A 12,138-nucleotide genomic window follows, 5' to 3' on the forward strand; every position below is an offset into this window, starting at 1 on the left:
AACGGATGCCGCGCACCGCGGCGCGTTCTTGCGCGCATGGCGTCGACGAAGGCTGCGGCGCCCTGCGTTCGATCTGCATGGTCGCACCCCCGTACGACATTGCAGCGTTTCAGCCTCACACGGCCGGCAGGGTGACGCAAGCGTGATCGGGGCATCCGACGCCCGCGTTCACCGAGGGCGAAATCTTCGTCGACCAGCCGTTTGCCGTTCAGGCGAGAATGGCGGCGGAGGTCGATGATGATCAGCACGCACGAGGTCGAGAACCAGGTTCCGGCGCGCGAGGGCGTCGACGAGTACACGTCGAACGCGCCGCTCGTCGAGGCGGTCGCGCGATGGGGGCGCGGCGGCGCCGAGGCATCCGCTCGCTCGCTCGCCGACGTCGGCGGGCTCGTGGGCTCGGCCGCATTCCAGCGCGACGCCGATCGGGCGAACACGCATCCGCCGGTGCTGCAGGCGTTCGACCGGTGGGGCCGGCGCGTCGACGAGGTCGAGTACGACGACGCGTATCACCGGGTCCTCGGGGCGGCGGTCGCGGCGGGTGCGCACACGAGTGCCGCCGCTGCGCCCGGGCCCGGAGCGAACGTCGATCGGGCGGCGGCGTTCCTGCTCTTCGCGCAGGTCGAACCGGGGCACGCCTGCCCGATCTCGATGACGCATGCGGCGGTGCCGACACTCGAGCTCGCGGCATCCGGTCTGCAGAGCGAATGGATGCCGCGACTGCTGAGCCGCTCGTACGACCCTGCGCTCGGCGGTGGCGGTGGCGGCGGCGCCGCGCCTCCGAAGTCGTCGGCGCTCATCGGCATGGCGATGACCGAGAAGCAGGGCGGTTCCGACGTGCAGGCCAACACGACGCGCGCGGAGCGGCGCGGCGGCGGCTCGGGTGGCGGCTCCGGCGGCGGCCCCGGATCGTGGGGCGCCGAGTACGGACTGACCGGGCACAAGTGGTTCGCCAGCGCGCCGATGAGCGACGCGTTCTTCGTGCTCGCGCGGGCGCAGCACGGGCTCAGCTGCTTCTTCGTGCCGCGGGTGCTGCCCGACGGCTCGCGCAACGTGTTCCGCATCCAGCGGCTGAAGGACAAGCTCGGCAACCGGTCCAACGCCTCGAGCGAGATCGAGCTCGACGGAACGACGGGCTGGCTCGTCGGCGAAGAGGGTCGCGGGGTCGCGGCGATCGTGCAGATGGTCACGCGCACGCGGCTCGACTGCGTGATCGGCTCGTCGGCGGGCATGCGGCAGGCGGTCGCTGAAGCCGCGTGGCATGTGCGGCACCGGCGTGCGTTCGGCGCACTGCTCGTCGACCAGCCGGCGATGGCCGCGGTCGTGGCCGACCTGGCGCTCGAGTCGGAGGCGGCAACGCTCACGTCGATGCGGCTCGCGCGTGCCTACGACGTCGATGCGGATGACGCGGAGCAGGCGTTCCGGCGACTGGCGACGGCGGTCTCGAAGTACTGGGTGTGCAAGCGCGGCGCGGGGCACGCGGCCGAAGCGCTCGAGTGCCTCGGCGGCAACGGATACACCGAGGCGTTTCCGCTCGCCCGGCGGTACCGCGAGCAGCCGCTGCTCGCCATCTGGGAGGGTTCGGGCAACGTCATCGCCCTCGACGTGCTGCGCGTGCTCGCGCGGGAACCCCAGGCGTTCGAGGCGTTCTTCGCCGAGGTGGGCGCCGCGGCCGGTGCGAGCGGCGTGTTCGACGAGGCGCTCGCGGCAGCGGTCGCCCTCGTGCGCGAGACCTCGACGATGAGCCCGGATGCCGCGGCATCCGTCGCCCGTGAACTCACCGAGCGGCTGGCGCTCGTGCTGCAGGGCTCGTTGATGCTGCGGTATTCGCCGGCGCCGGTCGCCGAGGCGTTCGTGCGCTCGCGGCTCGGAGGCGAGGGCGGTGCGCAGTACGGCGTGCTGCCTCGCGGGGTCGACGTCGGGGCGATCCTCGCGCGGGCGTGAGGCTGTGGATAACCGGGTTCGTCGATCGTCGGCTCGCCTAGGGTATTCGCCATGCCCCTTCTTCGTCCGGTGTCGCGACCTCGTCGGGGCGTGGCCGCCGCGCTCGCTGCGGCCTGCGCGGTCGCGGTGCTGCTGAGCGGATGCACGGGCGGCGCCCCTGCCGCCTCGCCGAGCCCGTCAGCGGATGCCGCCGAGCCGATCTTCGCCACCGACGAGGAGGCCCTCGCGGCGGCGGAATCTGGCTACGACCAGTACCGAACGACCTCGGCAATGATTCTCGCTGAAGGTGGCGCGGCGCCAGAGCGGATTGCGCCTTTCGTAACTGCAACATATGCGGTCACACTCGCCGAGGAGTTTGAAGCGTTTCGTTCGGCCGGTGCACGCACGATCGGAGACAGCACCATCGACACCGTCTCGCTCGTCGATCGATCGGAAGCAGACGATAGCGCCGAAGTGTCGATCTATCTCTGCAGGGATTTGACCAGCGTTCGAGTACTGGGTCCGGACTCCAGTGACATAACGCCATCAGATCGTCAGAATCGTGTGCCCTCTCATGTCTTCCTCGTTTCCAGCGCGGACGAGGCCAGTGTCCTAATCGTCGATCGGGTGGAAAAATGGCAGGGCGAAGATTTCTGCTGAGTGCAGGCGCGGGCACGGCCATGGCGGTGGCTTTGGTGTGCTCAGTTGTTGCTGGCGCTGCGGCCGCTACCGATTCATGCTCAGACGCTGCTGCAGCGCTCGGATGCGAGGTGTCGTCGAGTCTGGGACCCGGCGACGTAATCCTCGAGCTCGTCACTGAGGGCGGTGACACAACCATAGGACCGGGTGCTGGCCCGGATTCAGAGCAGGAATCCGACATCGATATGTCCGAGGAGCAACCCGAGCCGGTACTCGGAGCGGGCGATGACTTGTGCAGCCCAATCGATCCGGCGAGTTGCTTGTTCGAGCCCGCGCTTCCGGCGGATCCGGCGGCGGCGGTTCCGGGTGTGGTCGTGACGTTGCGCGATATTGCGTCGTTCGTGCCGGCGGGGCCGGGTAGCGAGATGGAGCCGGGTGGCTGGGCGGTGGAGGATCTTCCGGCGAACTTCGTGGCTGTGGCATCCGTGCAGGTGGTGTCGGGCATGTTGCTGGGCCAGCCTGCCGATGTTCGGTTCACGCCGGTCGGGTTCCGGTGGATGCACAGTGATGGTGCCGTGGTCGAGAGCGGCTCCCCGGGTGCGACCTGGGCGGTGCTCGGGCAGCGTGAGTTCAGTGTCACGGGCACGAGTCATGTCTATGCCGAGTCGGGCGAGTACACGGTCGCGCTCGAGGTGGTGTTGCGTGCGGAGTATCGTTTCGCGGGCTCGGGTTGGCGGTCGATCGCGGGCACGCTCGCCGTCGCTGGTGATCCGCAGCGGGTGCTCGTCGGCGAGTTCGACACGGTGCTGACGAACGGCGACTGCAACACCAACCCCTCCGGCCCCGGCTGCTGAACGGTGCGGGTGGCGATGCGCGTCGGTTGAACGCGACGATGTCCGGCGCACACGCGTATGCCAGTTCCGCCTCATCGGTATGGCCTTGAGACTTCACACCTCACCGATGAGGCGGAACTGGCATACCGAATCCGAAGCTCTCGAAACCCTCGCCGCGCATCTCCGGGGGTGAAATGGGGCATGGCCGAAACACCGGAAGGCTCCGACCGTTCGAAGCCGCCGGCGTGGCGATGGGCGACCTTCCGGTCGGCAGTCGACTCATGTGCCTGTGGATAACCGGGTTCGTCGATCGTCGGCTCGCCTAGGGTATTCGCCATGCCCCTACTGCGTCCGGTGTCGCGACCTCGTCGGGGCGTGGCCGCCGCGCTCGCTGCGGCCTGCGCGGTCGCGGTGCTGCTGAGCGGATGCACGGGCGGCGACCCTGCGGCCTCCCCGGCCCCGTCAGCGGATGCCGCCGAGCCGATCTTCGCCACCGACGAGGAGGCCCTCGCGGCGGCGGAATCGGCCTACGACCAGTACCGAACGACCTCGGCAATGATTCTCGCTGAAGGCGGCGCGGCGCCAGAGCGGATTGTGCCTTTCGTAACTGCAACATATGCGGTCACACTCGCCGAGGAGTTTGAAGCGTTTCGTTCGGCCGGTGCACGCACGATCGGAGACAGCACCATCGACACCGTCTCGCTCGTCGATCGATCGGAAGCAGACGATAGCGCCGAAGTGTCGATCTATCTCTGCAGGGATTTGACCAGCGTTCGAGTACTGGGTCCAGACTCCAGTGACATAACGCCATCAGATCGTCAGAATCGTGTGCCCTCTCATGTCTTCCTCGTTTCCAGCGCGGACGAGGCCAGTGTCCTAATCGTCGATCGGGTGGAAAAATGGCAGGGCGAAGATTTCTGCTGAGTGCAGGCGCGGGCACGGCCATGGCGGTGGCTTTGGTGTGCTCAGTTGTTGCTGGCGCTGCGGCCGCAACCGATTCATGCTCAGACGCTGCTGCAGCGCTCGGATGCGAGGTGTCGTCGAGTCTGGGGCCCGGCGACGTAATCCTCGAGCTTGTCGCTGAGGGCGGTGACACAACCTTACGGCCGGTTGCTGGCCCGGATTCAGAGCAGGAATCCGACATCGATATGCCCGAGGAGCAGGCCGAGCCGGTACTCGGAGCGGGCGATGACTTGTGCAGCCCAATCGATCCGGCGAGTTGCTTGTTCGAGCCCGCGCTTCCGGCGGATCCGGCGGCGCCGGTTCCGGGTGTGGTCGTGACGTTGCGCGATATTGCGTCGTTCGTGCCGGCGGGGCCGGGTAGCGAGATGGAGCCGGGTGGCTGGGCGGTGGAGGATCTTCCGGCGAACTTCGTGGCTGTGGCATCCGTGCAGGTGGTGTCGGGCATGTTGCTGGGCCAGCCTGCCGATGTTCGGTTCACGCCGGTCGGGTTCCGGTGGTTGCACAGTGATGGTGCCGTGGTCGAGAGCGGCTCCCCGGGTGCGACCTGGGCGGTGCTCGGGCAGCGTGAGTTCAGTGTCACGGGCACGAGTCATGTCTATGCCGAGTCGGGCGAGTACACGGTCGCGCTCGAGGTCGTGTTGCGTGCGGAGTATCGTTTCGCGGGCTCGGGTTGGCAGTCGATCGCGGGCACGCTCGCCGTCGCTGGTGATCCGCAGCGGGTGCTCGTCGGCGAGTTCGATACGGTGCTGACGAACGGCGACTGCAACACCAACCCCTCCGGCCCCGGCTGCTGAACAGTCCAGAAAGCCGGCCCTCGACGCTATCCCGCCGCGAACGTCGACTCGTAGAGCGCGAGCAATCCCGCGTTGCCTTGCTCCGCAAAGGCGGCGCGCTGTCGTGTGGCCCCGGTGCCCTCGCGCAACAGCCGCGCGATGCCGTCGTTCACGAAATCGAGATCGCCGGCCGCTTCGAGTGCGGGCGTCAGCAGGAGGATGCTTCTCGCCACCGTCTCGGCCGCAGGCCGCAGCTCGGCGAGCACGGGATCGAGTACGTTTCCGCGCAAGCCCCAGCGCGCTGAATGCATGAGGGATGCGTTCAACAACTCCGGTCCGGGCGCCGTCGCGGCGGTCGGCTGCACTGCTGAGGTACGGTCCAGCCCGTCATCGACCACGCACGCGACGAGGGCACGGTACAGCGCGGCGACGAGCACCGCCGACCAGGCCGCGAGCTGCGCATCGGCGACCCGCAGTTCGATGGTCGGCAGGTGCGGTGAGAGCCGCGCGAACCACATGATGATCGCCCGATCCTTCATGCCGCCCACGCCGAGCAATCGTCCGAGACGCTGATCGTAGTCAGCGCCGTCGCGGAACACTGGCGGGCACCCGGTCGTGGTCCACCGTCGTTGCGTGACGTTGCGCCAACTCTCGAACCCGGTGTCGTGCCCGCGCCAGATGGGAGAGTTGCCGGTCATGGCGGAGAGGAGCGGGAGCCAGGTTCGTGTCGCATTGAGCGCGCGCACCCCGGCATCGCGGTCGGCCACGCCCACGTGCACGTGCAGTCCCTGGATCTGATGGTCGGCGATGACTCCGCTCATGTCGTCGAGGATGTGGAGATACCGCGGCAGTTCGCTGATGGTGGGGAACTCGTGTGCGTCGGGCGGCGACCCGACGCTGGCGATCGTCACGCCGAGCCGAGCCGCCATTTCGGCGAGCTCGCGGCGGAACGACGCGAGCGAGGTGAGCGCCTCCTCAGTCGTGGTGAAGACCGCTGAGGCGTGTTCGACCTGCGATGCGAGGAACTCGCGATGCGTGATCGGCGCCCACGCCGGACGAGCCGCAAGGCGGTGGAACGCGCCGGCCGCGACATCCGCCGGTCGCAGCGTGTCGCGGTCGAGGAAGACGAACTCCTCCTCGATACCGAAGGTCGATTCCGCCGCCATCGCCGTCCTCCCTGAACACGATGCTGACGCTCGAACTCTCGTCACGTCTGAGAGCACTGTCAAGGGGTAACGCGTGCGGTTCGACCGTGCGAGCGGGCGCGAACCGAGTCAGCGCACGATCAGGCTCACGACGCTCGACACGATGCCGATGAGCATGCCGAGGCCGACGAGGGCGCCCGTCACGATCCACGCGGTGCGCTTGTGCTCGTCGTATCCCTCGAGGGGGCGCCCGTCGCGGTCGCGCTGCGAACCCGTGAGCACGAGCAGCAGGTCGACGAGCACCCAGACGCCGAGTCCGCCGAGCGTCAGGAGCTTCGCGATCGCGGTGCCGAACTTGCCGAGATAGAAACGGTCGGCGCCCCAGTAGCCGAGCAGCATCGCGAACAACCACGTCGCGATGAAGGTGCGGCCGGCGGTGCGATATGGGTCGTAGGAGAACTGCGGGCCGGATGTCGCGCCGTACTCGGGCGGGAGCGGCGCCGTCGTCTGCTCCTGCAGGGTGTATCCGGGCGGGGCGGGCAGCGTGTACGACGGCAACTCGCCGGACGCCGCGGGAGGGGCGGCGGGCGGCGGAGGGAAGGCGGCCGGTGCCGCGGGCTGCGGAGGAAAGGCGGCCGGAGCTTGAGCAGCGGGCGCAGCCTGCGAACGGGGAGGGCGGACGCTCGTCGATTCGTCGATGTCGTCGAACGCCGGGGGCGTCTGGGCCGCGGGCGCCGCAGGCGCGGGCGGGGTCAGCGGAGCGCTCGGAGCCGCGCTCGCACCCGCCGCAGCGGGCAGCGGGTTCGGCGCGGCATCCGCTGGTCTCGGTGCAGTGTGCGGGCTCCAGGCGGTGCCGTCCCAATACCGCAGCAGCGCGGCATCCGCTTCGTCGTCGTACCAACCGGCCTCAAGCGACACGTTCGCTCCTCTCCTTCTTGTGCAGTCGAACGGCGCGCACCGAGAGCTGCGCCGCGGCGAACACCACGAGGGCCGCGAACAGCCAGGCTGACACCTCGGGTGACATCAGGTGTGCAAGGGCGACGCCGCCGAACGAGGCGACGGTCGCCGCGATGCCCGCGATGATGCCCGCGCGCAGGTCGACCACGCCTCCGCGGGCGTTCGTGAGCGTGCCGCTGATCGCCGTGGGAATCATCACTGCGAGCGACGTGCCCTTGGCAGCGAGGTCGCTCATGCCGAAGAACAGCATGAACGCGGGCACCATGACGAGCCCGCCGCCGATGCCGAAGAGTCCGGATGCCACGCCGACGACGAACCCGAGGACCACCATGCCGATGATGGTGAGCGCATCGAGGTCGAGGGGAGCACCCGCGCGTTCGGGCACGAAGAGCAGCATGCGCACGGCGACCGCGACGATGAGGGCGATGAACATCCAGCGCAACCAGCCGAGCGGCAGGCGCCGCAGCAGCCTGGCGCCGACCCACGAGCCGATGATGCCGCCCGCGGCGACGAACAGCGCAGGGATCAGTTCGACCTCGCCGTTCACGAAGTACGTGATCGAGCCGACGATGGCGGTGGGCACGATCGCGGCGAGCGAGGTCGCCGATGCGCGGCGCTGGTCCATGCCGGCGAGCATCATGAAGAGCGGCACCATGATGATGCCGCCGCCGACGCCGAACGCCCCTGAGAGCAATCCCCCGACCAGGCCGATGACGGCGAGGCGCACCCAGCCGGCGCGCTGCCCGGCGGTCTCGGCGGCAGTCGGGTCGGCAGAGGTCACCCGCCCACTGTACTGGCGCTCCCGGTGGGGCCGACGATCTCGCCGCCGCCTATGCGGCCTTGTCGACGTGGGCGGTGGTGAGCGCAGGCGTGGGCGTCGGCTCGGGCGTCGGCGCGCCGTCTGCGACGGTGCCGGGCAGCGAGGCCGAAGTCGGATCGGGCAGCGAGGCCGAAGTCGGATCGGCCAGCGCGGCCGAAGTCGGATCGGCCAGTGAGGCCGCGACGAGGCCGGCGCGACGCACCTCGCGGGCGAACACCACGATGAGCACGCCGAGCACGGCGCCTGCGGCGTTCATGACGAGGTCGCGCGGGTCGGAGACGCGCGTGGGCTCTGGCAACTGCACGAGTTCGATCAGCGTGGTGAATCCGAGGCCGGCGAGCATGGCGAGGGGCCAGAGCCGGCGGGAGATGAGCAGTGCTGCGAGCACGCCGACGGGCACGAAGATCGCCACGTTGAAGGCGATCTCGGTGATGTAGCCGGTCGTCCAGGTGAGCGGGGAGACCCAGGCTTCGGGGTTCAGGATGCCGCCGTCGAGCTGGTACCCGGCGGTGCGCCACGGTGCCGGGCCGATCGTCACCCAGAGCACCGCGCCTGCATACGCAGCGGCGACGATACCGAGGGGGCGGCGGTTCATGCCCCCGATTCTCCACCCGTTCGCTGCAAGTGCGCTGGCACCTTGCCGAAATCGACCCGATCATGACGAAAATCGCCGGAACGGTCTTCCCATGTCACGATTCGGTCGCGTACCGTGTGAAGCTGAGCGTCACCCGATAGGGTATGTTCACTGATTCCTCCATCAAGCGGGCACTCGCCCGTGCCTCCATCTGATTGCCCGGAGGCGGACCGATCCGCGTGGCATGACCCGATACGAGACGGCGGATGCCAGAGCGCACACCCGCCCCTCGCCCCCGCTCCGTCGGCAACCCGCCGTGCGGGGCAGCGATCGACCGTCGGTCGCATCGGGCTCGCACTTGCAGCCCATAGGACAGAAGGACAGCAGTATGGCAACCGGAACCGTCAAGTGGTTCAACGCCGAAAAGGGCTTCGGCTTCATCGCTCCCGACGACGGCTCGGCCGACGTCTTCGCGCACTTCAGCGCCATCTCGGGCAACGGCTACCGTTCGCTCGAAGAGGGCCAGAAGGTCGAATTCGAGGTCGCACAGGGCCCGAAGGGTCTGCAGGCCGAGAACATCCGCGGCCTCTAGGCCACGGCGGCAGCACTCGAACGCCCCCGCAGCGCACGCTGCGGGGGCGTTCGTCATGTCTCGCACCGTCCGGCCCGCGTCCGCTCGTTTGTCCGGTTCCCAGTGGCTGTACATGCGAGTGGGGTAGAGTCGAGTCATCTGCAGCGGGGTTCCTTCCTCGCGTGACACGGCTGGGAAGCCGACGACCAGTCGGGACGAAGTAGACATCACTCACGCCGAAGCATTCGGTGCGACGCAGGCGACGAAGCCCCGCACCGGTTCAGCTGACATCAAGCGGAGCGCCATCGCCGTCTCATCGAACACCGACGAGACGAGTCTTCCGCGTCCCTCCCGAGTGGTGGGCATCATGAACTTCCGGCGGCGGACGTCGCCGTCGGAACCCTGCGCGACCTGAGGTCGTGCACGTCGCAGTCGCTTCGGCGGCTCGGCTTTACAGAAGGAAAAGAAATATGGCAACCGGAACCGTCAAGTGGTTCAACGCCGACAAGGGCTTCGGCTTCATCGCTCCTGACGACGGCTCGGCCGACGTCTTCGCGCACTTCAGCGCGATCGCATCGGGCGGCTACCGCTCGCTCGAGGAGAACCAGAAGGTCGAATTCGAGACCGCCCGCGGCCCCAAGGGTCTGCAGGCTGAGAACATCACGGTCATTTCGTAAGTTCTCGCATCCCTTTCGATCGGGTGTCGGTGCGCTGTGCGCGTCGGCACCCGATCCACGAGCGGATGCCGCGGCAGCCGCCTCTTCGTGAGGTCGGGCGCCGCGGCATCCGCTCGCTGCGTTTCACGGCGCCGGCCGATGCCGAGCTTCTTCAAAGACTCGTTCCGTAGGCTCGTCGAAGACGACTGCCGATCGTTCCCGGTCGGCCCCGAAGGAGGAGCCCCATGCAGTGCCCCAGTGACGGAACCGTGCTCGTGATGAGCGAGCGCAGCGGCATCGAGATCGACTACTGCCCGACGTGTCGCGGGGTGTGGCTCGACCGGGGCGAGCTCGACAAGATCATCGATCGCGCGGCGCGGGAGTTCGCCGCACCGGCAGCGCCGGGCGCTCCGGCGGCGCCGGCCGCTGCTGCTGCCCAGCCGCCGGCCCCCGCATACGGGCAGCCGGCCTACCAGCAGCCCTACGACAACCGTGGGTACGACAACCGCGGGTACGACGACCGTGGGTACGACAACCGCGGCAACCAGGGCTACCGCAAGAAGAAGAAGGAGAGCTGGCTCTCCGAGCTCTTCGACTGATCACGCGCTCTCACACCGCTTCTCAGCTCCCCCACCGTTCTCAGGAACGAGTGCTGAAAACACCCCTCTTCTCAGGAAATTTTCGACCGATCACGCGGATCGCCACGAAAATCTCCTGAGAAAAGTGGGGTGGTGTGGTGGCGGTGGGTCAGGCGGCGATGTTGACGAGCCACGTGACGCCGTAGCGATCGGTGCACATGCCGAACGCGTCGCCCCACGGGGCGACCTCGAGTGGCACGATCTGCGAGCCGCTCGCGAGGAGCGTCTCCCAGTACCCGCGAAGGGTGGCATCGTCGTCGGCTCCGCCAGAGAGTGAGACCGAGATCGGCCCGCCCGTGCCGGGGTCTCCCATCGCGCTCGGGGAGTCGGCGCCCATCAGCACGAGTCCGCCCGGCGCCTCGAGTTGGCCGTGCATGACCTTGTCGGCATCGGCGGGGTCGTCGGCCTGGCCGCCCTCGGCGAAGGTGCTCGTCGTGAGTTCGCCGCCGAACACCGACCGGTAGAACTCCATCGCCTCCTTCGCGTTGCCGGGGAAGTTGAGGTACGGGTTGAGCGTGACCATGGTGCGACCCTTTCGATCTCGAGGTGCGTCGTCGGGGCCGATACTCGTCGATCGAAGCCCGGGCGGCAACCCCGGGGACCAACCGCCGGCGCCGACCGCCGAGCAGATCAGAACCAGTGCTTGACATCGCCCGCTGCCCGTCCTACGTTGTTATCAACTAAATGGTTGATCAATGAATAGGTTGGTTAGCCGGCAATGATTCTCGATCCGAGCGCAGATGACCGCCTCGACCGCGCCTTCATGGCGCTGGCCGACCCGGTGCGCCGCGGCATCATCGCCCGCCTGAGCCGGGGGCCGGCCACGGTCAATGAGCTCGCAGAACCGTTCGCGATCACCAAGCAGGCCGTCTCGAAGCACATCCAGGTGCTCGAGCACGCGGGGCTCGTCACGAGAACACGCGACGCGCAGCGCCGACCCGTGCACCTCGACGCGGCCCAGCTCGAAGCCCTCACCGCGTGGATCGACCGATACCGGCTGATCCACGAGCAGCAGTTCCGTTCGTTGGACGCGCTGCTCGCCGAAGACCGTACCGAAGATGCCGGCACCACGACCGGCCGCACACGAGAAGAGACCCCATCATGACGAACCCCGTCACCATCACCGCCCCCGAAGGCCTGCCCTTCGTCGAGATCGAGCGCGAGTTCGATGCATCCGTCGCCGCCGTCTTCAACGCGCACCGCGACCCCGACCTCGTCACGCGCTGGCTCGGCCCGAACGGCTATGAGATGCGCGTCGACCGGTGGGACTTCGTGCCGCAGGGCGGCTACCGCTACCTGCACATCGACCCCGACGGTGAGGAGTACGCCTTCAACGGCACCTTCCACTCGGTGCGCGAGAACGAGTTCGCCGTGCAGACCTTCGAGTACGAGGGCTTCCCCGACGTCGTCGCCATCGAGTCGATCGCGTTCGAAGACCTCGGCAACGGGCGCACGCTCCTGCGCATCCACTCGACCTACCCGAGTCTCGAGGCCCGCGACGGCATGATCCAGAGCAACATGGAGCAGGGCGTCCGCGAGGGCTACGAGCGACTCGACGGTGTGCTCGCCGCCTGAGAGCGAGCGGATGCCGCGGCGCCCGCGTCCATCGGCGGCCCGCGCCGCGGCATCCGACCCAACATCATCTCGAA

General features: G+C 68.2%; 15 protein-coding genes. 10 read left to right on the top strand and 5 right to left on the bottom strand.

From position 1 onward, the window contains the following. Window positions 1–237: 237 nt before the first annotated feature. From FHG54_RS04485 to FHG54_RS04505, 5 genes are all read left to right on the top strand, one after another. On the top strand, window positions 238–1,941 hold the full coding sequence (locus tag FHG54_RS04485; protein ID WP_338025692.1) for an acyl-CoA dehydrogenase family protein: 1,704 nt from the start codon (window positions 238–240) through the stop codon (window positions 1,939–1,941). A gap of 90 nt (window positions 1,942–2,031) precedes the next feature. Further along, complete coding sequence (locus FHG54_RS04490; RefSeq protein WP_139416211.1) at window positions 2,032–2,580, top strand: hypothetical protein; 549 nt, start codon at window positions 2,032–2,034, stop codon at window positions 2,578–2,580. After that, entirely contained in the window at window positions 2,556–3,413 is an 858-nt protein-coding gene (locus FHG54_RS04495) for a hypothetical protein (RefSeq protein ID WP_139416212.1), read from the top strand. The genes FHG54_RS04490 and FHG54_RS04495 overlap by 25 nt, the downstream gene beginning before the upstream one ends. A gap of 354 nt (window positions 3,414–3,767) precedes the next feature. Continuing rightward, window positions 3,768–4,316, top strand: a complete 549-nt coding sequence (locus FHG54_RS04500; RefSeq protein ID WP_139416213.1) for a hypothetical protein — start codon at window positions 3,768–3,770, stop codon at window positions 4,314–4,316. Beyond that, complete coding sequence (locus FHG54_RS04505) at window positions 4,292–5,149, top strand: hypothetical protein (protein WP_139416214.1); 858 nt, start codon at window positions 4,292–4,294, stop codon at window positions 5,147–5,149. The genes FHG54_RS04500 and FHG54_RS04505 overlap by 25 nt, the downstream gene beginning before the upstream one ends. 26 nt (window positions 5,150–5,175) lie before the next feature. On the opposite strand, the gene FHG54_RS04510 is transcribed toward FHG54_RS04505, so the two are convergent. The 4 genes from FHG54_RS04510 to FHG54_RS04525 all read right to left on the bottom strand — a co-directional run bounded on the left by FHG54_RS04510 (window position 5,176) and on the right by FHG54_RS04525 (window position 8,645). Then, complete coding sequence (locus FHG54_RS04510; protein ID WP_139416215.1) at window positions 5,176–6,294, bottom strand: carboxylate-amine ligase; 1,119 nt, start codon at window positions 6,292–6,294, stop codon at window positions 5,176–5,178. 108 nt (window positions 6,295–6,402) lie between these two features. Further along, complete coding sequence (locus FHG54_RS16685) at window positions 6,403–7,191, bottom strand: NINE protein (protein ID WP_139416216.1); 789 nt, start codon at window positions 7,189–7,191, stop codon at window positions 6,403–6,405. Continuing rightward, entirely contained in the window at window positions 7,181–8,011 is an 831-nt protein-coding gene (locus FHG54_RS04520; protein WP_232331411.1) for a sulfite exporter TauE/SafE family protein, read from the bottom strand. Before FHG54_RS04520 ends, FHG54_RS16685 begins: the two co-directional genes overlap by 11 nt. Window positions 8,012–8,060: 49 nt before the next feature. Continuing rightward, window positions 8,061–8,645: a VanZ family protein gene (locus FHG54_RS04525; protein ID WP_139416217.1), complete on the bottom strand. Its 585-nt coding sequence runs from the start codon at window positions 8,643–8,645 to the stop codon at window positions 8,061–8,063. Window positions 8,646–9,012: 367 nt separating this feature from the next. Here FHG54_RS04525 and FHG54_RS04530 point away from each other — a divergent pair, with 367 nt between their 5' ends. The 3 genes from FHG54_RS04530 to FHG54_RS04540 all read left to right on the top strand — a co-directional run bounded on the left by FHG54_RS04530 (window position 9,013) and on the right by FHG54_RS04540 (window position 10,450). Then, window positions 9,013–9,216, top strand: coding sequence for a cold-shock protein (locus FHG54_RS04530; RefSeq protein WP_022893782.1), 204 nt, complete (start codon window positions 9,013–9,015; stop codon window positions 9,214–9,216). Between the two features lie 449 nt (window positions 9,217–9,665). Next, the gene (locus FHG54_RS04535; RefSeq protein ID WP_022893778.1) at window positions 9,666–9,872 is read left to right on the top strand and encodes a cold-shock protein; all 207 of its coding nucleotides are present in this window, start codon (window positions 9,666–9,668) and stop codon (window positions 9,870–9,872) included. Between the two features lie 224 nt (window positions 9,873–10,096). Then, window positions 10,097–10,450: a TFIIB-type zinc ribbon-containing protein gene (locus tag FHG54_RS04540; protein WP_139416218.1), complete on the top strand. Its 354-nt coding sequence runs from the start codon at window positions 10,097–10,099 to the stop codon at window positions 10,448–10,450. Between the two features lie 148 nt (window positions 10,451–10,598). Here the strand turns inward: FHG54_RS04540 and FHG54_RS04545 are convergent, their stop codons facing one another. After that, entirely contained in the window at window positions 10,599–11,012 is a 414-nt protein-coding gene (locus tag FHG54_RS04545) for a VOC family protein (RefSeq protein ID WP_139416219.1), read from the bottom strand. Between the two features lie 195 nt (window positions 11,013–11,207). On the opposite strand from FHG54_RS04545, the gene FHG54_RS04550 reads away from it, so the two are divergent. Beyond that, entirely contained in the window at window positions 11,208–11,594 is a 387-nt protein-coding gene (locus FHG54_RS04550; RefSeq protein ID WP_139416220.1) for an ArsR/SmtB family transcription factor, read from the top strand. Continuing rightward, a complete protein-coding gene (locus tag FHG54_RS04555) occupies window positions 11,591–12,064 on the top strand; it encodes an SRPBCC family protein (RefSeq protein ID WP_139416221.1) in 474 nt (157 codons plus the stop codon). Before FHG54_RS04550 ends, FHG54_RS04555 begins: the two co-directional genes overlap by 4 nt. Window positions 12,065–12,138: the final 74 nt, after the last annotated feature.

The organism is Agromyces laixinhei, from assembly GCF_006337065.1.
GTDB classification, from domain to species: domain Bacteria; phylum Actinomycetota; class Actinomycetes; order Actinomycetales; family Microbacteriaceae; genus Agromyces; species Agromyces laixinhei.